23 protein-coding genes are annotated in these 23,499 nt (G+C 68.7%); 18 read left to right on the forward strand and 5 right to left on the reverse strand.

Annotated features, from left to right (window positions below; genetic code table 11):
* Positions 1-36: 36 nt before the first annotated feature.
* Positions 37-2,934 carry an EAL domain-containing protein gene (locus ACTIFS_RS12540; RefSeq protein ID WP_439574442.1) on the reverse strand — a complete coding sequence of 966 codons (2,898 nt, stop codon included), beginning with the start codon at positions 2,932-2,934 and terminating at the stop codon, positions 37-39.
* A gap of 253 nt (positions 2,935-3,187) precedes the next feature.
* Between ACTIFS_RS12540 and ACTIFS_RS12545 the strand changes: the two genes are divergently transcribed.
* The 3 genes from ACTIFS_RS12545 to ACTIFS_RS12555 all read left to right on the forward strand — a co-directional run bounded on the left by ACTIFS_RS12545 (position 3,188) and on the right by ACTIFS_RS12555 (position 5,352).
* A complete protein-coding gene (locus ACTIFS_RS12545; RefSeq protein WP_439574443.1) occupies positions 3,188-3,904 on the forward strand; it encodes a DNA-3-methyladenine glycosylase I in 717 nt (238 codons plus the stop codon).
* A 225-nt stretch (positions 3,905-4,129) separates the two neighbouring features.
* The gene (gene ruvA, locus ACTIFS_RS12550) at positions 4,130-4,747 is read left to right on the forward strand and encodes a Holliday junction branch migration protein RuvA (RefSeq protein WP_439574444.1); all 618 of its coding nucleotides are present in this window, start codon (positions 4,130-4,132) and stop codon (positions 4,745-4,747) included.
* An 11-nt stretch (positions 4,748-4,758) separates the two neighbouring features.
* Positions 4,759-5,352 (forward strand): hypothetical protein, encoded by a 594-nt coding sequence (locus tag ACTIFS_RS12555; protein ID WP_439574445.1) that lies wholly within the window; start codon positions 4,759-4,761, stop codon positions 5,350-5,352.
* A gap of 9 nt (positions 5,353-5,361) precedes the next feature.
* On the opposite strand, the gene ACTIFS_RS12560 is transcribed toward ACTIFS_RS12555, so the two are convergent.
* Both ACTIFS_RS12560 and ACTIFS_RS12565 read right to left on the reverse strand, forming a co-directional pair.
* Positions 5,362-5,628: a BrnA antitoxin family protein gene (locus tag ACTIFS_RS12560; RefSeq protein ID WP_439574446.1), complete on the reverse strand. Its 267-nt coding sequence runs from the start codon at positions 5,626-5,628 to the stop codon at positions 5,362-5,364.
* Positions 5,582-5,821, reverse strand: a complete 240-nt coding sequence (locus ACTIFS_RS12565) for a BrnT family toxin (RefSeq protein WP_439574619.1) — start codon at positions 5,819-5,821, stop codon at positions 5,582-5,584. Before ACTIFS_RS12565 ends, ACTIFS_RS12560 begins: the two co-directional genes overlap by 47 nt.
* Positions 5,822-5,909: 88 nt before the next feature.
* Between ACTIFS_RS12565 and ruvB the strand changes: the two genes are divergently transcribed.
* From ruvB to tolB, 7 genes are all read left to right on the forward strand, one after another.
* Positions 5,910-6,953, forward strand: a complete 1,044-nt coding sequence (ruvB, locus tag ACTIFS_RS12570) for a Holliday junction branch migration DNA helicase RuvB (protein ID WP_439574447.1) — start codon at positions 5,910-5,912, stop codon at positions 6,951-6,953.
* Entirely contained in the window at positions 6,946-7,416 is a 471-nt protein-coding gene (ybgC, locus tag ACTIFS_RS12575) for a tol-pal system-associated acyl-CoA thioesterase (RefSeq protein WP_439574448.1), read from the forward strand. Before ruvB ends, ybgC begins: the two co-directional genes overlap by 8 nt.
* Before the next feature lie 52 nt (positions 7,417-7,468).
* Entirely contained in the window at positions 7,469-8,218 is a 750-nt protein-coding gene (locus ACTIFS_RS12580) for a sulfite exporter TauE/SafE family protein (protein ID WP_439574449.1), read from the forward strand.
* Between the two features lie 310 nt (positions 8,219-8,528).
* On the forward strand, positions 8,529-9,272 hold the full coding sequence (tolQ, locus tag ACTIFS_RS12585) for a protein TolQ (RefSeq protein ID WP_439574450.1): 744 nt from the start codon (positions 8,529-8,531) through the stop codon (positions 9,270-9,272).
* A 12-nt stretch (positions 9,273-9,284) separates the two neighbouring features.
* Positions 9,285-9,737: a protein TolR gene (gene tolR, locus ACTIFS_RS12590; protein ID WP_439574451.1), complete on the forward strand. Its 453-nt coding sequence runs from the start codon at positions 9,285-9,287 to the stop codon at positions 9,735-9,737.
* 24 nt (positions 9,738-9,761) lie between these two features.
* On the forward strand, positions 9,762-10,940 hold the full coding sequence (gene tolA / locus ACTIFS_RS12595) for a cell envelope integrity protein TolA (protein ID WP_439574452.1): 1,179 nt from the start codon (positions 9,762-9,764) through the stop codon (positions 10,938-10,940).
* Positions 10,941-11,011: 71 nt separating this feature from the next.
* Positions 11,012-12,331, forward strand: a complete 1,320-nt coding sequence (gene tolB, locus ACTIFS_RS12600) for a Tol-Pal system beta propeller repeat protein TolB (RefSeq protein WP_439574453.1) — start codon at positions 11,012-11,014, stop codon at positions 12,329-12,331.
* A 4-nt stretch (positions 12,332-12,335) separates the two neighbouring features.
* Here the strand turns inward: tolB and ACTIFS_RS12605 are convergent, their stop codons facing one another.
* Entirely contained in the window at positions 12,336-13,781 is a 1,446-nt protein-coding gene (locus ACTIFS_RS12605) for a hypothetical protein (RefSeq protein ID WP_439574454.1), read from the reverse strand.
* A 95-nt stretch (positions 13,782-13,876) separates the two neighbouring features.
* On the opposite strand from ACTIFS_RS12605, the gene ACTIFS_RS12610 reads away from it, so the two are divergent.
* From ACTIFS_RS12610 to ACTIFS_RS12640, 7 genes are all read left to right on the forward strand, one after another.
* Complete coding sequence (locus ACTIFS_RS12610) at positions 13,877-14,368, forward strand: MarR family winged helix-turn-helix transcriptional regulator (protein WP_439574455.1); 492 nt, start codon at positions 13,877-13,879, stop codon at positions 14,366-14,368.
* Positions 14,369-14,447: 79 nt separating this feature from the next.
* Positions 14,448-15,815, forward strand: coding sequence for an MATE family efflux transporter (locus tag ACTIFS_RS12615; protein WP_439574456.1), 1,368 nt, complete (start codon positions 14,448-14,450; stop codon positions 15,813-15,815).
* Between the two features lie 387 nt (positions 15,816-16,202).
* Positions 16,203-16,700 carry a peptidoglycan-associated lipoprotein Pal gene (gene pal, locus ACTIFS_RS12620; protein WP_439574620.1) on the forward strand — a complete coding sequence of 166 codons (498 nt, stop codon included), beginning with the start codon at positions 16,203-16,205 and terminating at the stop codon, positions 16,698-16,700.
* A gap of 130 nt (positions 16,701-16,830) precedes the next feature.
* Entirely contained in the window at positions 16,831-17,760 is a 930-nt protein-coding gene (gene ybgF, locus ACTIFS_RS12625) for a tol-pal system protein YbgF (protein ID WP_439574457.1), read from the forward strand.
* Positions 17,747-18,805, forward strand: a complete 1,059-nt coding sequence (tilS, locus tag ACTIFS_RS12630; RefSeq protein WP_439574458.1) for a tRNA lysidine(34) synthetase TilS — start codon at positions 17,747-17,749, stop codon at positions 18,803-18,805. Before ybgF ends, tilS begins: the two co-directional genes overlap by 14 nt.
* Positions 18,806-19,003: 198 nt before the next feature.
* The gene (gene ftsH / locus ACTIFS_RS12635) at positions 19,004-20,926 is read left to right on the forward strand and encodes an ATP-dependent zinc metalloprotease FtsH (RefSeq protein WP_439574459.1); all 1,923 of its coding nucleotides are present in this window, start codon (positions 19,004-19,006) and stop codon (positions 20,924-20,926) included.
* 78 nt (positions 20,927-21,004) lie between these two features.
* Positions 21,005-22,123: a mandelate racemase/muconate lactonizing enzyme family protein gene (locus tag ACTIFS_RS12640; protein ID WP_439574460.1), complete on the forward strand. Its 1,119-nt coding sequence runs from the start codon at positions 21,005-21,007 to the stop codon at positions 22,121-22,123.
* A 3-nt stretch (positions 22,124-22,126) separates the two neighbouring features.
* Here the strand turns inward: ACTIFS_RS12640 and ruvC are convergent, their stop codons facing one another.
* Positions 22,127-22,621 (reverse strand): crossover junction endodeoxyribonuclease RuvC, encoded by a 495-nt coding sequence (gene ruvC / locus ACTIFS_RS12645; protein ID WP_439574461.1) that lies wholly within the window; start codon positions 22,619-22,621, stop codon positions 22,127-22,129.
* 160 nt (positions 22,622-22,781) lie between these two features.
* Here ruvC and ACTIFS_RS12650 point away from each other — a divergent pair, with 160 nt between their 5' ends.
* Positions 22,782-23,498 carry a sulfite exporter TauE/SafE family protein gene (locus ACTIFS_RS12650; RefSeq protein WP_439574462.1) on the forward strand — a complete coding sequence of 239 codons (717 nt, stop codon included), beginning with the start codon at positions 22,782-22,784 and terminating at the stop codon, positions 23,496-23,498.
* The last annotated feature ends 1 nt before the right edge of the window (position 23,499 follow it).

Genomic DNA, 23,499 nt, shown 5'->3' on the forward strand with positions numbered 1-23,499 from the left:
AGCATCATGCCGATGATCGCGGTGTGACGAGCCCCGCTACGCCGCCTGCGCGACCGCTGCCTTGATCAGCTTGGTTGCCTGCTCGGCGGTCATCGGCTCGCCGAAGGCAAAGCCCTGCGCGAGTTCCGCACCCATCTGGTAGAGCTCCACCGCATCGGCATCGGTCTCCGCGCCCTCCGCCACCACCTCCATGCCGAGATCGTGGCCGAGCGCGATGATCGAGCGCAGCAGCACAGGCCGCACGCCGCGCTGGTCGGCACGCACGAAGCTCTTGTCGATCTTGATCGTGTCGAACGGAAAGCGCTGCAGATAGGCGAGCGAGGAATAGCCGGTTCCGAAATCGTCCAGCGACAGGCCGGCACCGAGTTCGCGGATGCGCTGCAGCATCTGCGCGGCATATTCCGGGTTCTCCATCACCAGGCTCTCGGTCAGTTCCAGCTTCAGCGAGCCGCGCGCAACCGGCGAGCGGGCAAGCACGCCCTTGATGTCCTGCAGCAGGTCGTGGCGCAGCACCTGCCGGCTCGACACATTGACCGCCGTGAACAGCGGCGGCTCCAGCGGCATGATCGCCTGCCAACTGGCCAGTTGCCGCGCGGCCCGGTCCATCACGAACAGGCCGAGGTCGACGATCAGGCCGGTCTCCTCGGCGATGGCGATGAACTCGCCCGGCGGCAGGCGGCCGAGCCGCGGATGGTCCCAGCGCACCAGCGCCTCGAAACCGGCCAGCGTGCGGTCGGCAAGGCGGACGACGGGCTGATAGACGATGGCGATCTCGCCGCGTTCCAGCGCGCGCCTGAGGTCGCTTTCCAGCGCCAGCCGGTCGCTCTTGTGCGCGCGCAGGGCCGGCTTGAACACCTCGATGCGGTCGCCGCCCAGTCGCTTGGCGTGGTAGGCGGCAAGCTCGGCGTCGCGCAGCAGGTCTTCGCGCGGCCGCTGCGCGCCGTCGGCCAGCGCGATGCCGATCGAGCCCGTGAGCACGATCTCGCGCTCGCCGAAGGCAATCGGCGCCCGGATCGTCCGCCGCAGGGTCTCGGCGAAGGCGGTGATGCGCTCCGGCGCCCGTTCCGACACGAGGATGATGCCGAACTGGTCGCCGTTCAGCCGGGCGAGCGTGTCCTGCGGCTTCAGCAGGCGGCCAAGGCGTCGCGCCACGGTCAGCAGGACCGAATCACCGACCGAGATGCCGACGGAGTCGTTGACCTGCTTGAAGCGGTCGATGTCGAAGACGAGCACGGTCGGCCGCCGGCCGTCTTCGCCGGGGGCGACCAGGCAGGCAGCTTCCAGCCGGTCGAGGAACAATTCGCGGTTCGGCAGGCCGGTGAGATTGTCGTGGACCGCGTCGTGCAGCAGCCGTTCCTCGGCAGTCTTGAAGTCGCTGATGTCGGACAACGTGCCGACCAGGCGAACCACCTCGCCGGTCGAGCCGACCACCGGCCTCGCCCGTAGGACGAACCAGACGAAATGGCCGTCGCCCGCGCGCATCCGGAACTCCTCGACCAGCCGGCCGCGCCGGTGCTCGACCACCATGTCGAGGCTCGCCCTAAGCCGGTCGCGGTCGCCGGGATGAAGGGCGTCGATGAACTGGACGGCCGCACCCTCGAGCGCGCCGCGCTTCAGGCCGAGTTGCTGTTCCGCCTCCGGGCTGACCCAGATCCGGTTCGAGCCGGTATCCCAGTCGAAGATGATGTCGCCGGAGCCGGTCAGCGCCAGCGCCTTGCGCTCGGAATCGGAGGCAAGGCCGCGCGCCAGTCCTGCGCCGGCGAAGGCATGCTGCATCACCGTGAACCCGATCAGCATGACCAGCAGGACGAGGGCCCCGAGCAGGGCGGGCGCTGCAATCTCGTTGTTGAGCCGGCCGGTGACCATGAGCAGGGCCGCCCCGCCCCAGATCATGAACAGCGCCCAGGTCGGCACCAGGTTGATCGCCCGGTCGTAGCGGAGGAAGGACAGGTAGACGAGGATGACCGTGCCCAGAATGGTCACGATGCCGATGCCCAGCCGGGCAATGCCCGCGGCGATCGAGGGATCGAACCAGGCAACCGTGACAAGGCCGCCGGCAAAGGCCAGCCAGATGGCGGTCAGGAGCGTGTAGCGCACATGCCAGCGATTGAGGTCGAGATAGGCGAACAGGAAGATCATCAGCGTGGCGGAAAGGATCGCCTCCGCCGTCGCGCGCCAGAACCGCACCGTCTCCGGGCCAAGATCGGCGACCCGCGTCCAGAAGCCGAAGTCGAGCGCCAGCGTGGCCAGCACCGCCCAGGCGAGCAGCGCGGCCGCCGGGAACATGAGCGAGCCCTTGACCACGAACAGGATGGTCAGGAAAAGCGCCAGAAGGCCCGAAATGCCCAGCACGATGCCGCGATAGAGCGTGAAGGAGTTTTCGCGGTCCTTGAAATCGTCCACCTGCCAGAGCGTGATCTGCGGCAGTCGCGAATCGCGCAGCTCGGCGACGAAGGTCACCGTGGTCCCCGGATCGAGCGTGACCAGGAACACGTCCTGATCGACGGCCGACTGGCGTTCGGGCCGGAAGCCCTGGCTGGGGGTGAGCGAGACGATGCGCTGCGAGCCGAGATCGGGCCAGATCAGGCCGGAACGGATCAGCCGGTAATGCGGCACGACCACCAGCCGGTCCACCTGCTCGTCGGTGGCATTGGTCAGCGCGAACACGCCCCAGACAGAGCTGGAATCGGTGCGCGTCTGGCGCACCTCCATGCGGCGGACAATGCCGTCGGCGCCAGGCGTGGTCGGCACGCTGACGCGGTCTGCCTCGCCTTGCACGAACTGGATGGCGCGGCCGAGATTGATCGCCGGCGTGCGCGCAGTGACAGCCACCGGATCGACCGCGAGCGCCGGCTGGCCACCTGCGGAAACCAGCGCGCAGACCAGCACGAGGCACGCAAGAATGTGCCGGAAAAGGCCGAAAGACAGGGGCAAGTCGCGCCAGATCCGATCCGCTGAGATGACTGGCGTCACGCCATGAGCCCCGCTTGTGGCGCCATTGCGGCGCTCTTTCGTCTGTCCCGGACCTGACTTAGCCGCCTGGAGCAGGCTTCGGCAAGGCCGGCCGGGCATGCCGCCCGGCCGCGGGGTGCGCTCGCGACGAAGGCAGACATCGGGCAGCCTCCCACCAGGGGCTCTTGCCGCCGCAGGGCTTCTGCCGTGGGATGCAGGCCAGGGAGGGTCGACCATGACGGATTTCAAGGCCATCCGGGCGCGCGCAGCCCGGCGCAAGGGCGGCGAAGCGGCGCTGGCATCGCTGCTGCCGGCCGTCCCGCCGCAGGCCGCCCTCGCCGACATCTCCGACGACCGAATCCTGTCGGAGATGGCGAAGCGCATCTTTTCCGCAGGCTTCGTCTGGAGCGTCATCGAGAAGAAGTGGCCGGGCTTCGAGGCGGCCTTTCTCGGCTTCGTGCCGCAGGCGCTTGTGTTCCAGCCGGACGAATTCTGGCACGACCTCGCCCGCGACAGCCGCATCGTCCGCAATCCGCAGAAGATCCGATCGGTGCGGGACAATGCGGCCTTCGTCGCGGATGTGGCGAAGGAGCACGGCTCCTTCGGCAGGTTCCTGAGCCAATGGCCCGCCGACGACCAGATCGGCCTGCTTGATCTGCTCGGCAAGCGCGGGTCCCGGCTCGGCGGCAAGACAGGCCAGTATTTCCTGCGCTTCGTCGGTTATGACGGCTTCGTCACCTCGAACGACATGGTGGCGGCGATGCGCGATGCCGGACTGGACGTGGCCGCCGAACCCACCTCGAAGGCCGACATGAGGAAGGTGCAGGCGCAGATGAACGCCTGGGCGCAGGAGACCGGCCTGCCGCGCGTCTACATCTCGCGCATTCTCGCCATGTCGGTGGGCGAGAACCACGCGGTCGAGAAGCTGCAGGGGTTTATGGACGACGCGTAGGGGCGCGGGAGGCGCGCCCTGAATCAGCGAGGTGCGTCCTTCGAGGCTCGCCGCCGATGCAGCGCGAAAGGCCCGACGCCGCGCGAATCCGCTATATGACGCATCGACGTGCCCCGTTTCGTCATGCCCGGCCTCGTGCCGGGTCGCCACGATTGCGAAGGGCGCGGGGTTCAGGTCGTGAATGCCCGGCACGACGCCGGGCATGACGATTGAGGGTTCAGACCGATGATCGGCAAGCTCAAGGGCACCATCGACAGCTACGGCCCGGACTGGGTGATCGTCGACGTCCACGGCGTCGGCTACGTCGTGCATTGTTCCTCGCGCACCCTGCAGGCGCTGCCGGCAGCCGGCGAGGCGGCTGTCCTGTCCATCGAGACCATGGTGCGGGAGGACATGATCCGCCTCTATGGCTTCGCCAACGACCTTGAGCGCGAGTGGTTCCGGCTGCTGCTGGCCGTGCAGGGGGTCGGCGCCAAGGTGGCGCTTTCCGTGCTCTCGGCGCTGAAGGCCTCCGACCTCGCCAATGCCATCGCCATGCGCGACAAGGCGGCGATCGGCCGCGCCAACGGTGTCGGGCCGAAGGTTGCCGAGCGCATCATCACCGAACTGAAGGACAAGGCGCCTGGCTTCACCGATATCGACCCGGCACTGGCAAAGCTGGCCGGCGACCTCGACGAGAAGCGGGCTGCCGGCCCGGTTGCCGACGCCATCTCGGCGCTCGTCAATCTCGGCTATGGCCAGCCGCAGGCCGCCGCCGCCATCGCCGCCGCTGCGAAAAAGGCGGGCGAGGAGGCCAATACCCAGACGCTCATCCGTATGGGGCTGAAGGAATTGTCGAGCTAGGGGAGGCTGCGTTGGGACTTAAGATATCCACAATTTCGCGTTTGCCTGTAACGACCGACCGGGACTATTTTATCTATTTCTTGGACTATGGCTGGGACGAACCTCTAACCCGCGCGATGTACAATAATTTTGATCAGATCGCAGAGTTTGCTGCAGGGAACCGGACGCTCGTTATTGCCGGGCTAAATCGAACGGAATTCGCAAACGAAGTGCTCAGTTGGCATCGCGTCAACGGAGAGGACGCGAATGAATTGCTGCCTGCAATCATGATCACCGATTGTGATCCGCGCCTCTTGGCGGAAGCCAACGACGGTGGCCTAAGTGGCCGCCATCGAGTCAATGCAAAGCCAGAGCGGTTCTTGCTGATCCCGCTCGCCGAGCATTGTAAAACTGAAACTGATGTCGCTCAGATGTTCGAGCGCATCAAACGGTCGATTCAAACAAAGACCCCCTTGGGTAGTTTCGAGATTGTGCGTGAAGTTAAAAGGGCAGACTCTGGCTTGTCAGATGCCCTCATCCTAAAGCCGAATTTGTTCGGCGTCGGACTTGACCTCAATCGCATCTGGCAGATTGGCAGAGAGCGGCTATGGCCCGCAAAGAAATAGGTCAGACCATCACGCCACCTTATTCGCCAGCCACTCTTTGAGTGCCTCGTCGATCCGCGTCTGCCAACCGGGGCCGTCTGCACGGAAGGCATCGACGACCTCTGGCGACAGGCGGATGGACACCGGCACCTTCGGCTTGGGCTTGCGCGGCCGGCCGCGGCGGATCAGCGTCTCGCCGTGGTAGAGATCAGCGGCCTCGAACACCTCGTCGGTCCACTCGGGAGCGTCGTCAGCGTCGACCCAGATGTTTTTGGAAGCGGGCTCTTTCCCGGTCATTGGCATATCTCATCGAAATGATGCGGCGCGAGGCCCCACGGGGTGTCCAGATCAGCGTGACCATCCGGCCGCCCAGAATGCCGAAAGTCGCGATTCTCGGCTCGCCGTAGTCCATGCGATCATCAGTGACGTCGAAGTGAACACCCCGAAAAACGAGACCAGCTTCCGCGAAATCGAGACCCCGTTCTACCAGGGTTCTCTGCCGTTTGTTCTCGTCGTATCAGATGTCCATCAGCCATGAATCGTATATACAATTATTTGACGCCTCAAGCGAATCGTTGATGACCGAACCCCGCCGCATTCTCGATGCCGAACGCCGCGACGACGATGCCGACACGCATCTGCGGCCGCAGCGGCTGGCCGAGTTCATCGGTCAGGCGCAGGCGCGCGCCAATCTTGATGTCTTCATTTCGGCCGCCCGCACGCGCGGAGAGGCGCTCGATCATGTGCTGTTCGTCGGCCCGCCCGGCCTCGGCAAGACCACGCTGGCGCAGATCCTCGCCAAGGAGCTCGGCGTCGGCTTCCGCGCGACCTCGGGCCCGGTGATCGCCAAGGCCGGGGACCTCGCCGCCCAGCTGACCAACCTCGAGGAGCGCGACGTCCTGTTCATCGACGAGATCCACCGGCTGAACCCGGCAGTGGAGGAAATTCTCTATCCGGCCATGGAGGACTTCCAACTCGACCTGATCATCGGCGAGGGGCCGGCGGCGCGCTCGGTGAAGATCGATCTGGCGAAGTTCACCCTCGTCGGCGCCACCACCCGCGCCGGCCTGCTGACCACGCCGCTGCGCGACCGCTTCGGCATCCCGATCCGGCTCGCCTTCTATACGGTGGAGGAACTGGACCTGATCGTCACCCGCGGTGCGCGCGTGCTCGGCGTCGGCATGACGCCCGACGGCGCCAACGAGATCGCCCGACGCGCACGCGGCACCCCGCGCATCGCCGGCCGGCTGCTGCGGCGCGTCCGCGACTTCGCCATTTATCGCGAGTCCGACACGATCACCCGCGCCATCGCCGACGAGGCCCTGACGCGGCTGGAGGTGGATGGTGCCGGCCTCGACGCCATGGACCGGCGCTATCTGAAGGCGATCGCGCTCAACTATGGCGGCGGACCGGTCGGCATCGAGACCATGGCGGCGGCGCTTTCCGAGCCGCGCGATGCGATCGAGGAGATCATCGAGCCCTTCCTGATCCAGCAGGGGCTCCTGCAGCGCACGCCGCGCGGGCGCCTCCTCACCTCGCACGCCTTCCGTCACCTCGGGCTCGCCGAGCCGCAGCGGGAGGGACCCCAGTTCCAGATGTTCCGGGACGAGCCGGATGAATGAGGCCGGCCTGCACGCGCATCTCGCCGGCCGCATCGACGGCGAGACCCATCTCCTCCCGGTCCGCGTCTATTACGAGGACACGGACTTTTCCGGCGTCGTCTATCACGCGAGCTACCTGCGCTTCATGGAGCGGGGACGCACCGACTTCCTGCGCCTGCTCGGCGTGGCCCAGGGGCACCTGTTCGAGCAGGCGAAGGACGAGGCCGGTGCCGGCTTCTTCTTCGTCGTGCGATCCATGGGCATAGAGTTCCTGCGCCCCGCCCGCATCGACGATGTGCTGACCGTCGAGACCCGCACGGACGTCGTGAAGGGCGCGACCCTCAACCTCGCCCAGCGCGTGCCGCGCGGCGCGGAGGTGCTGGTGGAGGCCTCCGTGCGGGTCGCCTTCCTCGCCGATGGCAAGCCGGTGCGCATCCCCGACGGACTGAGGCAGGTAATGACGCCGAAAGCGAGGGGAGGGTAAGGGTGGGGTATCTCGGAAACGCCCTGCCCGGCCGCCGAGAGGCCAACGGCCCATGACGACCCTCTCTCTGCTCGGCTTCTCCCTCCTCGGCTTCTCCCCCCTCCAGCTTCTCGCCATCACCGCCATCATGGCCGCGGCGACCATCGTGCAGATGGCGCTCGGCCTCGGGCTCGGTCTGGTGATGATCCCGCTGCTGGCGCTGGTCTCCACCAGCCTCGTGCCGGCGCCGGCCATCCTGTCGGCATTCCTGGTCATGGCCGCCATGATCTGGGGCCGCACCGCGCTGATCGACCGTCCCGGCATCGGCTGGGGCACGCTCGGCCTCGTCTTCGGCACGGCAGCCGGGGTTGCGGCCCTTCTGGCCATCGACCCGCACCACCTGCCGCGCGTCTTCGGCGCCATGATCCTTCTGGCGGTGGTGCTCGCGCTTGTCGGGCTGAAGCTGAGGGCCATCCCCCGCGACATCCTCGGCGCCAGCCTCGTCTCCGGGTTCATGGGCGGCATGTCCGGCATCCACGGCCCGCTGATCGGCATCGTCTACGCCGGCGAGGACCCGGCCCGGGTGCGGGCCACCCTCGGCCTCTACTGGATCATCGCCTATGGCCTGATGGTGGCCATGCATGCGCTCGCCGGCCGGTTCGGCCTGGCGGACCTCGCCAGCGCGGGGCTCCTGGTTCCGGGCATCGTGGTCGGCTACGTGCTGGCACCGCGGGTCATCGCCCATATCGACCGCCGCTGCATGCGCATCGGCATGCTGGCCGTCGCGGTGGCCGGCGCGCTCGTGCTCATCCTGCGCGGCTGATCCGCTCCGGGATGCGCCGCCCGCCCCCGCCGGCAGCCGGGCTATGTGGGCGCACGGGCGTCCCCTCGATGCTGCATTGCAGAAAATAACCTCGCCTTAACCATGGCGATGGCTTGGTAGGACACCACGCGGAAGCACGCGCCGCGCCACGGTCACGACATATTCCGGGGGCATTTCGCGCCTCTCTAGGGGACGTTCTGGGTGCGCCGGGGTGGAAACGCGCCCATCCGTTCAGGAAGGTCCGATCCGTGGTCCGGGGGTGCAGGGTGCGGCCTCGCAGCCAGCCCTGTTGCGAAAAGGATAGTCGCCGATGAACCCCGAAGTCGCCCAGGCCGCCGCGGCCGCAGCCTCGCATGACGTGTCGCTCTGGGGCCTGTTCTGGGCCGCCCACTGGGTGGTCAAGGGTGTGATGATCGGTCTGGTGGCCGCCTCCATCTGGGTCTGGGCCATCATTGTCGAGAAGCTGATCGTCTACCGCCGTACGCGCAGCCAGATGGACCGCTTCGAACAGGTCTTCTGGTCGGGCCAGAGCCTGGAGGAGCTTTACCGCTCGCTGGCCCAGCGCCCGACAACCGCCATGGCGGCGCTGTTCGTCGCGGCCATGCGCGAGTGGAAGCGCAGCCACGAGACCTCGGTGCGTTCGTTCGCCGGCCTGCAGCAGCGCATCGACCGGGTGATGAACGTCACCATCCAGCGCGAGATCGAGCGGCTGGAATCCCGGCTGATGGTGCTGGCGACCGTCGCCTCCTCCGCGCCCTTCATCGGCCTGTTCGGCACTGTCTGGGGCATCATGACCGCCTTCCAGGCCATCGCCGTGTCGAAGAACACCTCGCTGGCCGTGGTCGCCCCCGGCATCGCCGAGGCGCTGTTCGCCACCGCCATCGGCCTTGTTGCCGCCATTCCGGCAACCATCGCCTACAACAAGCTGGCCGGCGAGGTGAACAAGATCGCCAGCCGCCTCGAGGGCTTCGCGGACGAGTTCGCCGCCATTCTTTCGCGCCAGATCGACCAGCAGGGCGGTTCGCCCGCCGGCTACGATCAGCGCGCGGCGTAAGGGGGCAGCGCCATGGGAGCCCAACTCGCAGGTGGCGGTGCAGGACGCGGCGGCAGCGGCCGCCGCCGCCGCCGCGCCTTCGTCATGAACGAGATCAACATCACGCCCTTCGTGGACGTGATGCTGGTCCTTCTGGTGATCTTCATGATCGCCGCGCCGCTGATGACCGTCTCCGTCCCGCTGGACCTGCCGCAGGCGTCCGCCCGCACGGTCCAGCAGGATCGCCCGCCAATCACCGTTTCAGTCCGCCAGAACGGCGAGATCTATGTGGGCGACAACCGGGTCGAGAACGGCCAGCTCGTCGAACGCATCCGCGCAAGCGCTCAGAACGGCACCGAGGAGCGCATTTTCGTGCGCGGGGATGCCGCCGCCAACTATCAGGCGATCATGGACGTGCTCTCGCAGATCAAGAACGGCGGCTTCACCAAGGTGGCGCTTGTCGCCACCGAACGCGCGTCGCGCTAGTCCAGGGTTTCGCGGGGTCTCTTCTTGGCGCTGCATCCAGAGAAAGTCGGGTACGGAATCTCGGTCGCGGGCCATGTGCTGCTCGTGGTCGCGGGTCTGGTCGGCTTCCTGACGTCGCCCCAGCGGATCGACGAGGGCGAGGCCGTGCCGGTCGAGATCGTCTCCGACGAGCCGGCCCAGTCGGTGCGCGGCGACCTGCGCGGCGAGCGCACCCCCACGCCCCAGCGCGTCGTCGACCGGCAGGCCGCCGAGGAGCGGCCGACGCCCGACCCGGCCACCCTGCCTGTGGCGCGCGAGCGCGTCCAGAACGTCCAGCTTCCTCCTCCCCCGGCGCCGCGTCCGCCCGAGGTCGCCGAGGAACCCCCGCCACCGGCGCGTCTTGCCGCCGTGCCGCCGGCGCCCACCATGCCGGTCCCGCCGCAGCCGGTGCCGCGGCCGGTTCCGGCCGCCGCCACCGAGGAGGTGCGCGAGGACCCAGCAGCCCGCGAGGCCGAGATCCAGGCACGCCAGCGGCGCGAGGACGAGCAGCGCCGGCAGGAGGAACAGCGTCAGGCCGAGCAGCGCCGCCAGGAAGAGCAGCGCCGTCGCGAGGAGCAGCGCCAGGCCGAACAGCGCCAGCGCGAGCAGCGCGATCGCGAATTGCGCGAGGCCCGCGAGCGGCAGGAGCGGGAGCGGGCCGAACGCGACCGCCGGCTGCGCGAGGCGCGCGAGCGCGCCGAACGGCAGCGCCAGGAGCGTGCCAATGCCCGCCAGTTCGACCCCAACTCGATTGCCGCCCGTCTGAACCCGAACCAGGAAAACGACCGCCGTCAGGCCAGCCGGACCGAGGCGACCGGCGCCACCGCCCCGAGCCGCACAGCCTCGCTCGGCACCGCCACCGGCGCTGCCTCCCGCATCACCGGCCGCGAGATCGACGCCATCCGCGCCTGGGCCGAGCGCTGCTGGGAGGTGCCGATCGCCGCCCGCGAGGGCAATGCGGCCGCCGTGCGCCTGCGCGTATCCTTCAACCCCGACGGCACGGTCACCGGCCGGCCGGAGGTGCAGAATCCGCGCGGCGATTCCAACTTCCAGATTCTCGCCAATTCGGCCGTGCGCGCGGTGATGCGCTGCTCGGCGGAAGGTGGCGTACGCCTGCCGCGCGAGCGCTACGACACCTGGCGTGAGGTGGTGCTCAATTTCGACCCGAAGGACATGATGCGCTAGTCTTGGCGCCCTATCTCTTGCTTGGAGAGGGCCAGGACCCAGCGCCGTCTGTCGCCGCCCAGAGACCGATCATGACCCCGATGCTGACCCGCCGATCCATCCTTGCCGCAGGCGCCGCCATCGCCGGCACGCCGCTCTATGGCCCCTGGGCGCTCGCCCAGGGCGCACCGCCGGTCATCGACATCCGGCGCGGGCAGGTCCAGCCCTTCCCGATCGCGATCCCGCCCTTTGCCGGCGATGGCGGGCTCGGCGCCAATATTTCCGGCGTGATCGAGAACAACCTGCGCCGCTCCGGCTTCTTCCGCATCATCGAGCGGCAGGCCTATGCCGACCAGCAGATCGATCCGGACCGGGCGCCGAATTTCCAGCGGTTCCAGCAGACGGGGGCCGCAGCGGTCGTCACCGGGCGCGCGGCGCGCGGACCCGACGGGCGCACGCGCGTCGAGTTCCGCCTGTGGGACGTTGTCCAGGGCACCCAACTCCATGGCCAGCAATTCGCCGCCCAGGAGGCCAACTGGCGGCGCATCGCCCATATCGTCTCCGATCAGATCTTCGAGCGCGCGACCGGCGAGAAGGGTCATTTCGACACCCGCATCGTCTTCGTCGACGAAACCGGCCCGAAGGAGCGCCGGCAGAAGCGGCTGGCCATCATGGACCAGGATGGCGCCAACGTTCGCTACCTGACCCGCGGCGGCGACCTGGTGCTGACCCCCCGCTTCTCGCCGTCGAGCCAGGACATCACATACATGGCCTATACGGGCGGGGAACCGCGCGTCTTCCTGCTCAATATCGAGACCGGCCAGCGCGAGCAGGTCGGCAACTTCCCCGGCATGACCTTCTCGCCGCGCTTCTCGCCCGACGGCCAGCGCATCGTCCTGTCGCTGCAGCAGGGCGCCGGCTCCTCGCTCTATTCGCTCGACCTGCGCTCCAAGAGCGCCGTGCGCCTGACCGACGGCGCCGCCATCGACACCTCGCCGTCCTACTCGCCCGACGGCCGGCAGATCGTGTTCGAGAGCGACCGGGGTGGCGGCCAGCAGCTCTATCTGATGGGCGCAGCCGGCGGCGGCGCGAACCGCATCTCCTTCGGCCAGGGCCGCTACGGCACGCCGGTCTGGTCGCCGCGCGGCGACCTCATCGCCTTCACCCGCCAGGGCGGCGGACAGTTCTCCATCGGCGTGATCCGGCCCGATGGCTCGGGCGAGCGCATCATCACCTCCGGCTATCACAACGAGGGTCCGACCTTCGCCCCGAACGGCCTTTTCGTGATGTTCTTCCGCGACCAGGGCGGCGGGCCGCGCCTCTACCAGGCCGACATCTTTGCCCGTTCGGAGGTTGTCGTGCCGACGCCGAGCTTCGCCTCCGACCCGGCCTGGAGCCCGACGCTGCGCTGACCTCTCAGCGCGGCGGAAACCGGTAGAGCGGATCGCCAAGCAGCAGGGTGTCGGCCAGCAACCCCGCGCACTGGCCGTCCAGCGACAGCATCATCCGGTGGCTGCGCCGGCGGGCATCGTCCACCGGCGTGACCTGCCGCAGCATGTCGACGGCCTCCTGATGCCGGCCCGCAGCATGCAGCAGGTCCGCCTGGATGCCCCGGTAGCTGTCGTGGACCTGCTCGCTTCCCCGGATAGCCCGCGCCACATGCACCCAGCCGGCCCAGTCGAAGGTCGCGGAGACGACCTCCGGTCGCGGCGGCGGCTGTTCGGTGCGCCCGGCGACGAAGCCGGCGAGGGCCTCGCGCGCTGCCGCCCTCTCCAGGGGCGCCAGCGCCGGCTCGTGGGTGGGCATCAGGGCGGTTGCCGAAAACGACGTCAGCTGCCGCTCGGCCTCGACCTTGCCGAGCACCTGGACGAGCCCTCGCAGAATGCGCGCCTGCAGGCGGTCCGCATGGCGCGCCGGGTCGAGGTCGCCCGAGCGCACCTCGCCGAGCAGCGGAACGCCGATCTCCGAGCCGATGCGGATATTGCCGGTCTGGTTGAACACGGTGAGCAGCACCTGCGTCGCAGGCGCGCGCCCATAGAGTTCGATCAGGACATCGACAGCGGGCGTATGGGGGCCACGCTGGCGGTCGATCGCATCCGCGACTGCCTGAAGCTCAGGCGGCATCACGTCGGGCGCGAAGGACCGCGGCCTGAACGAATGCGTGCCTCTCCACAGCGGCGTGAACCATTGGGTCAGCGCAGCCTGGTCACGCGGCGCATTGGGCGCGCGACGGACGAGCGCCAGCCAGTCGCGGGGATCCGGGAGTTGGGCCAGCAGTTCGCGGGCGAGCGTCCACAGACCCTGTTCTTCGGCCTTGAGGGCAATGGCCAGCTTGTCGCGGTCGGCCAGATCGGAGAGCGAGCGAGCAAGCCGCATCTGGAAGGCCGCGACCATGCGCTGGTCGGCACCGGGCGTGCGGGCACGGCGGGCCATATCGGCAAACAGCCAGTCCTCGCGCGCGTCGATGACCATCGCCCGGAAGAACGAGAAGCCGCCCGGGGGCACCGATGACCCCTCCTGGAAGTCCTCGATCAGGCCGACCCGCCGGTCCGGCGGGGCGAAGGCGAGCCGGAGATCGCCGATCCGCTCGGGCCGGACCCGCCGCTGCCTCAGCATCTCGATGACCTGGTCGCCGCTGCGCTGGTCGAGACCGCCATAGCGGATCATCAGATAGCCGGCATCGGTGCTGACCCGGTCGCGCCAGAACCGCTGCTCGATTTTCGGATCGACGAGCAGGAAATCGGCATGGGCGATGATGTCGGGCTGGAGCGGGCAGTCAGCCGGCGGCGACGACGAGGCCGATGCCGGCAGCGTCATCAGCATCAGGGCGAGAACGAGCCTTGCGGACACCTGTCGGAGCATGGCCATGCCTCCTCGGCGGACGCCAAGACTAGGCCCCGCCCCGCACCCCGGCAACCGGCCCGACGGCACTGGCGACAGGCCGACGCAGGTCACCGATGCAGGATCGCGGTGGCATTTATCTGCATATGCAGCATTATGTCGCCATGTCCGTCCGGATCGACCCCGCTGCCGAGAGCTTTGCCTGCACCTGCGCACGGGTCCGCAAGGCCGCGCGCCGTATCACCCAGATCTACGACCGCCATATCCAGCCGGCGGGGCTCACCGTCACCCAGTTCGGCATTCTGGCAAACCTGACGCGCCTCGACGGCATTGCCATCGGCGCGCTGGCCGAACGCATGATCATGGATCCGACAGCCCTCACCCGCGGCCTGAAGCCGCTCGAGCGTCAGGGCTTTGTCCGGCTTGAGCCCGACCCCAACGACCGGCGGGCCCGGCGCATCCTGCTCACCGCAGCGGGACGCGCGGCCCTGTCCGAGGCCCGGCCCGGCTGGGCACGGGCCCAGGCGGAGGTGCGCGCCGCGCTCGGCGCGGACGCAACCGCCGCGCTTCACCAGTCCATCGACTTCACCCTGGAGAGACTGGCATGACAGCCAGCCGCGAAACGACGCCCTACGGCCATTGCCTGCATATGCAGCAACTTGGCCTCCAGCCTTTCCGGAGCACGCCATGACGACCGCCATATCGGCCGGGACTGCGGCTGCTCGCCCAAATCCCATTCTGTCGGCACCGATTCTGCCGACCATCCTCAGGCTCTCGACGCCCAACATGATGGCCATGGCCGCCACCAGCGGCGTGGCGATCGCGGAGACGGCCTATGTCGGCCTGCTCGGCACGGCGTCGCTCGCCGCCATGGCGCTGGTCTTCCCGCTGGCCATGCTGATGCAGATGCTCTCGGCCGGCGCCATGGGCGGCGGCGTCTCCTCGGCGGTCAGCCGCGCGCTCGGCGCCGGCGACCTCGATCGTGCCCGGTCGATCGCCTATCACACGATGGTGATCGCACTCGCCTGCGGGCTGTTTCTCACCGCCGTCTTCCTGCTCTTCGGCCCCGCGCTCTATCGCGTGCTGGGCGGGCGGGGCGAGGTGCTGGCACAGGCGCTGATCTATTCCAACACGCTGTTTGCCGGCGCGCTGCTCGTCTGGCTGTGCAATCTGTCCGCCTCCATCGTCCGCGGCATGGGCGACATGCGTGTGCCGTCCGCCACGCTCCTGGCCGTCGCTGCCCTGCAGGTCGTCGCCGGCGGCGGGCTCGGGCTCGGCCTTGGACCCTTCCCCAGGCTTGGCATGGCCGGCGTCGCGCTCGGCCAGATCATCGCCTATGGCGCGGGCGCGGCGTTCCTCATCTGGTATCTTGCTGCGGGTCGCGGCCGCTTCGCGCTGCCGCTGTCCAACGTCCCCATGCGCCGCGACCACTTTACCGACATCCTGAAGGTCGGGGCGGTGGCGGGCATCTCCTCCATCCAGTCGGTCCTGACCGTGCTGGTCCTGACTGCCCTCGTCGCGCGCTTCGGAGAAGAAGCCCTCGCCGGCTATGGCATCGGCACGCGCATCGAGTTCCTGCTCATCCCCATCACCTTTGCCGTCGGCGTGTCGCTGGTGCCCATGGTCGGCATGGCGATCGGCGCCGGCAACATCGCGCGCGCCCGTGCATCCGCCTGGACCGGCGGACTTCTCGCCTTCGCCATCACCGGCGCCATCGGCCTCCTCGCCTGGCTGATGCCCGACCATTGGGCACGGCTGTTCACGGACAATCCCAGGGTGATCGAGGCGACCCGCTCCTACCTTGTCTGGGTCGGACCGACCTTCGGCTTCTACGGGCTTGGCCTGTGCCTCTATTTTGCCGCGCAGGGCTCGGGCCGGGTGGTTGGCCCGGTCATCGCCGGCACGACCCGGCTGGCCGTCATCGTCGTCGGCGGGTTCTGGCTCGCTTCGTCCGGCGCGCCGGCCTGGACGATGTTCGCCCTCGTGGGCGCCGCCATGGTGGTCTATGGCCTGGCGACCGTCGCGGCCATCCGCCTCAGCCCCTGGGGTCGGTAACGCCTGTTGCCGATCTGCCACAGCCAGGACGGACATGCCGCGGCGGGGGAGGTAACACCCCCGCGCCACCCGCCTGCCACAGTCTGGTCACGCTGCGCCGCGATCCGGGGCCGGTCGCATCGGTGCGCTTTTGCCGGTTCGGCGCTCCGGGACCAGCCATTTACGGATGGTTGACCATCCCGGCGGTTGTCCGGACGGCGTGGCGTTAACGCCGCATCGTCCAGACGATCGGAATTCAACAAGAAAAACAGGATGTTGGGCAAAAGGCACGCGTCTTTCGGACGTTTCGGGTGAACCCGGGCGGCCAAAGGCGGGCAGGAACCGGAAGGTTCGCTTAACCGACATTCTGATAGACGAATGACACACCTTCAGGTCAAGGAGACCACCATGCTGTCCATGGCCTTCGGCCGCGCAGCGAAGTTTGCGGCCCTCATGGTATTCGGCCTCGCGCTCGGCGCCTGTGCCCAGAACCCCGTCAACCAGAACGCTGGCGCCGGCGCCGGCGCAGCCACTCCGGGGAGCCCGCAGGACTTCGTGGTCAATGTCGGCGACCGCGTGTTCTTCGAAACCGATTCCTCGGAGCTGACGCCCCAGGCGCGCGCCACCCTCGACAAGCAGGCGGTCTGGCTGAACCAGTACAACCGCTATGCCTTCACCGTGGAAGGCCATGCCGACGAGCGCGGCACGCGCGAGTACAACATTGCGCTGGGCGCCCGCCGCGCCCAGACCATGCGCGACTATCTCGCGGCACGGGGCATATCCGGCGCCAGGATGCGCACCATCTCCTACGGCAAGGAACGGCCGGTGGCGGTGTGCAACGATATCTCCTGCTGGTCCCAGAACCGCCGTTCGGTGACGGTCCTGACCGGCGGCACGGGCTCCTGACGACACGACCCGATGGCGGGTCGGATTGCGGCGCCCGGTTCTCCGGGCGCCGTTTTCGCTTGAAACGGGTCGAAATCTCGCCCAACTCCATGGTTCAACTGCCAAGCGATGGGCCGGAGGACAACATCACATGATCGGATGGGCAAAGACGGTCTGCCTCCGGTTGCCGCTGGCCACCTTCGCACTGGCCGCGGTGATCTTGGCCGCCTCCCCCGCAGGCGCCCAGACCGCGGCCGACCTCCTCGACCGCATCCAGCGGCTGGAGGCGCAGCTTCGCTCGCTCAACGGCCAGCTCGAACAGTCGCAGTTCCGCGTCCGGCAGCTCGAGGAGCAGCAGCGCCGCATGCAGGCCGACATCGAGTTCCGCCTGAACGAACTGGAAGGCGCCCGTGGCGGAGCCCGACCAGCGCCGCAACGGCCGCAACAGACCGCGCCGGCGCCCGGCCAGCAGCGCCGGAGCGACGCCTTCGACCCGACCCAGCAGCAGGGCGGTCCTGGCGCACCGCGCGACCTCGGCAGCCTGCCGCCCGGCAGCAACGCCGCGCCGCCCCCCGTCGCCGCAGGGCCCGACACGAACCGTCCGCTCGATCTCGGCCAGCTCTCCGGGCAGGCGGCCAATGACCCCACCCTCGCTCCGCGCGGCACGACCGGCGCGGTGCCGCCGGTGATTGCCGCCTCAACGCCGCGCGAGCAGTACAACGCCGCCGTCGCCTTCCTGCAAAGCCGCGACTACGAGCAGGCGGAAATTGCGCTGCGCAGCTTCATCGACGCCCATCCGCGCGACCGCATGGTGGGCGATGCGACCCACCAGCTGGGCGAGGCCATGTTCCAGCGCCGCCAGTATCGCGAGGCGGCAGAGCAGTTCCTGAAGGTCTCCACCGACTATCCCCGCTCGAGCCGGGCGCCCTCGAGCCTCCTGCGGCTTGGTCAATCGCTGAACGCGCTGGGCGAGCGCGAGGCAGCCTGCGCCGCCTATGCCGAGTTCAACCGCAAATATCCGAGGGCCGCGCAGGGGACCCGAACGGCCGTGGTGAACGAGCAGCGCCGTGCAAGCTGCTGACGGCGGACCGGCAGGTTCGCTCACCGACGAGGACATCCGCGACCTTCTCGATCCCCACCGGCATCGCGCCGGCCTGCTGCTGGCCGTGTCCGGTGGCCCGGATTCGCTTGGAATGATGGCCGTTTTCGCCCGCTGGCGGGACCTCGGCGGCGAGACGCCCGCGCTTCATGTCGCCACCGTCGACCATGGCCTGCGGCCGGAAGCAGCGGCCGAATGCGCGCATGTCGAACAGACTGCGGCCCGCCTCGGCCTTGCCGCGGCGACGCTGCGCTGGGACGGCGACAAGCCCGTCACCGGTCTGCAGGAGGCCGCCCGCGAGGCCCGGTACCGGCTGCTCGCCGGGTGCGCCGGGATGGTCGGCGCGACGGCCATCGTGCTGGCCCACCACCAGGAGGACCAGGCGGAGACCGTGCTCATGCGGCTTGCCCGCGGCTCGGGACCGCGCGGACTGATGGGCATGGCCTCGGCAAGCGAGCGGAACGGAGTGCAACTCATCAGGCCGTTTCTGTTCGTGCCGAAGGCGCGGCTGGCCGCGGCCGCCGCGGCCGCAGGTCTGGAACCGGTCGCCGACCCCTCCAACGACGACGCCCGCTTCGCCCGCGTCCGCCTGCGCCGCCTGATGCCGCAACTCGCGGCCGAAGGGCTCGACGCCGAACGCCTCGCGATCCTTGCCGGCCGCATGCGCATGCTGGACGAGGCCATCGCCCATCATGCCGCCCGGCTGGCGGAGGCAACCGCGCAGCCCGCCAAGGCCGGCGGCACCGGCGCCGCCGTCCATGCCGGCGCGTCCTGGCTTTCCGAGCCCTTCGCCGTGGTCCTGCGGCTCATCTCCGATGCGGTGGCAGCCGCGGGCGATCCGGCGGCCGACCCGCGCCTGGAGGCGCTGGAGGAACTGGCCGGGGAGGTGCTGATGGCGATTGCGCGTGGCGAGCCCTTCCGGCGCAATCTTCAGGGCGCTCTGGTCAGCGTGACGGCCGATGCCCGCGTCATCGTGGCGCGTGAACCGGCGCGCCGCGCCCCCCGTATCGACCATGGTTCCGGTTGACCGGGCACGGTCTGCGGACCATCTGGCGCCATGGGAGGTGCCGTGCCGCAGAAGTCGGGGGTCGGCGCTGCCGCGGCGCTCCTTGGCAAGACCCTTCGGCGAACCTACATTGGGCAATAAGGGAGTCTGGTCGACCGGCGCTCTTCGGCCGCGCCTTTTCGGCGCCCGCGCACGGCCACTCCCGGGGATGGACACGCGATGAACTCCAATTTCCGCAACCTCGCCCTTTGGGTCATCATCGTCCTGCTGCTGCTGGCGTTGTTCACGCTGTTCCAGAGCCCGCAGCAACGTGCTGGCTCCTCGGACCTGCCGTTCTCCCAGTTCCTCACCGAGGTCGAGAACGGCCGGGTCCGTGACGTCACCATCCAGGGGCCGGAACTGACCGGCCACTACACCGACGGGCGCAACTTCCAGACCTATGCCCCGCCCTTCCCCGGACTTGCCCAGCGGCTGGTCGACAAGGGCGTGCAGGTGCAGGCCCGCGCGCCCGGCGAGCAGGTGCCGTGGTTCGTCGCGCTGCTGGCCCAGTGGTTCCCGGTCCTGCTGCTCATCGGCCTGTGGATCTTCATGTCGCGCCAGATCCAGGGCGCCGGCGGCAAGGCCATGGGCTTCGGCAAGTCGAAGGCCAAGCTGCTGACCGAGGCGCATGGACGCGTCACCTTCGAGGACGTCGCCGGCATCGACGAGGCCAAGCAGGACCTGCAGGAGATCGTCGAATTCCTGCGCGACCCGCAGAAGTTCCAGCGGCTCGGCGGCCGCATCCCGCGCGGCGTGCTGCTCGTCGGTCCGCCCGGCACGGGTAAGACCCTCACCGCCAAGGCGGTCGCGGGCGAGGCCAATGTGCCCTTCTTCACGATCTCCGGTTCGGACTTCGTCGAGATGTTCGTCGGCGTCGGCGCCTCCCGCGTCCGCGACATGTTCGAGCAGGCCAAGAAGAACGCGCCCTGCATCATCTTCATCGACGAGATCGACGCGGTCGGCCGCCATCGCGGCGCCGGCCTCGGCGGCGGCAACGACGAGCGCGAGCAGACGCTGAACCAGTTGCTCGTCGAGATGGACGGCTTCGAGCCCAACGAGGGCATCATCATCATCGCGGCCACCAACCGGCCCGACGTGCTCGATCCGGCGCTGCTGCGTCCAGGCCGCTTCGACCGCCAGATCGTGGTGCCCAATCCGGACGTGAACGGCCGCGAGAAGATCCTCAGGGTCCACGTCCGCAAGGTGCCGCTGGCGCCCGACGTCGATCTCAAGATCATCGCCCGCGGCACGCCCGGCTTTTCCGGCGCGGACCTGATGAACCTTGTCAACGAGTCGGCCCTGCTGGCCGCCCGCCGCGGCAAGCGCATGGTCACGATGAGCGATCTGGAAGACGCCAAGGACAAGGTGATGATGGGCGCCGAGCGGCGCTCCATGGCCATGAGCGAGGAAGAAAAGAAGCTGACCGCCTATCACGAGGCGGGCCACGCGGTGGTCGGCCTCAACGTGCCGGCGGGCCTGCCCGTCCACAAGGCGACGATCATCCCGCGCGGCCGCGCGCTGGGCATGGTCAAGTTCCTGCCCGAGGGCGACCGCTACTCGATGAAGTACAAGGAATATACCTCGCACCTTGCCGTCGCCATGGGCGGGCGCGTGGCCGAGGAACTGACCTTCGGCAAGGAGAACGTCACCTCCGGCGCCGTCGGCGACATCGACCAGGCGACCAAGATGGCGCGCGCCATGGTCACCCGCATGGGCTTCTCCGAAGAACTGGGCATGGTCGCCTATGGCGACAACCAGGAGGAGGTCTTTCTCGGCATGTCGATGGGTCGCCAGCAGAGCATTTCCGAATCCACGGCCCAGAAGATCGATGCCGAGGTGAAGCGCCTGGTCCACGAGGGCTATGTCGAGGCCCACCGCATCCTCACCGAGCATCACGAGCAGTTCGTCAAGGTGGCCGAGGCCCTGCTCGAATACGAGACGCTGTCGGGCGACGAGATCAAGGACCTGCTCGCCGGCAAGGCGCCGGTGCGCGACGCCGAGCCCGACAAGAACCAGCCGCGCCATTCCGCCGTGCCGACCGCCGGCGGAAAGACCCGCCGCCCGGCCAATGACGACGGACTGGAGCCGCAGCCGCAGGCCTGACGGCACGCGAAAGCAGGTTGAGAACGGATCGGGGGCGGACCACAGTGTCCGCCCCTTTCTCGTTGCATTCCACCCGCCATGACCATTGCCCGCATCGAGCCCTTCATCCTGCACGTGCCGGTGACCGGCTCCTCCATCTCCGATTCCACCCACACCCTGTCCCACTGGGGCGTGGTCGGCTGCCGCATCCACACCCATGACGGCTTCACCGGCACCGGCTTCACCGGCACCCATGCCGATATCGAGGGTGACCGGCTGATCGCCCGCTGCATCGAGCGCTCCTGCGCACCGCTGCTGGACAACGAGGACGAGGACGACATCGCCCGGCTGTGGCTGAAGATCGCGCGCCACCCGCCGCTGCAATGGATCGGCCGGGCCGGTATCACGCACCTGGCGCTTGCCGCCATCGACATCGCGCTGTGGGACCTCAAGGCCCAGCGCGCCGGCCAGCCCCTGTGGCGGCTGCTCGGCGGCGCCACCAGGCCCGTGGTCACCGCCTACAACACCGATATCGGCTGGCTTTCGATCTCCGACGAGGACCTGGCCGCGGGCGCCCGCCGCGCCGTTCAGGAGGAGGGTTTCCGCGGCGTGAAGATCAAGATCGGCTCGCCCGACCTTGCCCGCGACCTCAGGCGCCTCGCCGCCGTGCGCAAGGCCATCGGCCCCGGCGTCATGATGGCAACCGACGTCAATGGCCGCTGGGACCTGCCGACCGCCCTGCGCTTCACCCGCGAGGCGGCCGGCCTCGACGTGTTCTGGATCGAGGAGCCGCTCTGGTATGACGACCTTGCCGGCCACGAGGCGCTGGCCCGCGCCTCCTCCGTGCCGGTCGCGCTCGGCGAACAGCTCTACACCGCCGAGGCCTTTGCGGAATTCATCCGCCGCGGCGCGCTCCACTTCGTCCAGCCCGACGTGACGCGGCTTGCCGGCATCACCGAATATATCCGCGTGGCGGAAGCGGCCCATGCCGCGCGCTTGCCGGTGGTCGCCCATGCCGGCGACATGGGCCAGGTCCACGCCCATCTGTCGCACTGGCACCCGGCCACCACGCTGTTCGAATATATCCCCTGGATCAGGGCCTGTTTCGAGGACCCTGTGACGGTCGTCGACGGCAACCTGAAACGCCCCGAATGGCCGGGCGCCGGCACGGCGATCAGGGCGGAGGCCTTCGAGCGCTACGCCCGGCCGCTGGGCTGATCCTCACCGCCGGCCGGGGCCGGTGCGGTGATGGGCATGGGTGACTGCCACGGCGAGCGCGTCTGCGGCATCCATGGTCTTCGGATTGGCCTTGGGCAGCAGGATACCGATCATCATGTGGATCTGGGTCTTCTCGGCGTGCCCGGCGCCGACGATCGACTTCTTGACCTTGTTCGGCTCGTATTCGGCGACCTCAAGGCCCGCCAGCGCCGGCACCACCATGGCGATGCCGCGCGCCTGGCCGAGCTTCAGCGTCGCGGTCGCGTCCTTGTTGACGAAGGTGTGCTCGACCGCCGCCTCGTCCGGCGACCACGCGGTCAGCACCTCCGTGATCCCGCGATAGAGCTGGGCAAGCCGCACGCCGAGCTCGGCCTTGTCGTCTGAGGTCACCGTGCCGCAGGCGACGAAGGCCAGCCGGTTTCCGGTGACGTCGATCACGCCCCAGCCCGTGCGCCTGAGACCTGGGTCGAGCCCAAGGATGCGAATCGTGCCCGCCATGGCGCCAGTCTAGCCGAGGCGCCCGTCCTGCCGCACACCCGTCCCGCGCGGCGCGACGTTCACCGCCCGCCGAATCTCGCCTATCGCATGGGCACTGGCCGTCCAAAGGAACCTCCCCCTGGACATTCTCGCCGCCCTCGGTTCGCCGCCGCCCGTCGCCGTGCTCGTCGCCGCCCTGCTCGCCGGAACGGTGCGCGGCTATACCGGCTTCGGCTCGGCCATGATCTTCATGCCCGTCGCCGGCGCCTATCTCGGCCCGAAGGCCGCCATCGGCATCATGTCGATCATCGACGCGGTCCTGCAGTTCGCCATGCTGCGCTCGTCCTGGCGGCACGCCCGCTGGGGCGAGATCGGCCCGCTCTTCGTCGGCTATGTCGTCGGCCTGCCCATCGGTGTCTGGCTGCTGGTCACAATCGACCCGACGCCCGTGCGCTGGATCACCTCGGCCTCGATCCTTCTTGTGCTGACGGCCCTGCTGACGGTCGGCCGCATCGAGGCCTCGCCGGGCCGGGTGGCCACCGTCTCGACCGGAATCGTCTCGGGCCTGATCTCCGGACTTGCCAGCCTCGGCGGCATGGTCCTGTCGCTGTTCTGGCTGGCCGGCCCCAGCCACAATGCCGGCGTACGGGGCTCGTCCGTGGCCTTCTTCGTGCCGGCCTCGGTGATCTCGATCTCGCTGCTGGCGCTCGCCGGCATCTACACGTCCGAGGTCATCCGCATCGCGGCCTGGACGATCCTGCCCTATGGCCTCGGCGTCGGGCTCGGCTCGCTGCTGTTCGAGAAGGCGAGCCCGCGCCTGTTCCGACCCGTCGCTTTCGCGGTGATCGCTGCCGCCGCGCTGACCAGCCTGCCCATGCTGGACAGGCTGCTGCGCTGAC

This window comes from Phreatobacter sp. (assembly GCF_051860605.1).
In the GTDB taxonomy this organism is placed as follows: domain Bacteria; phylum Pseudomonadota; class Alphaproteobacteria; order Rhizobiales; family Phreatobacteraceae; genus Phreatobacter.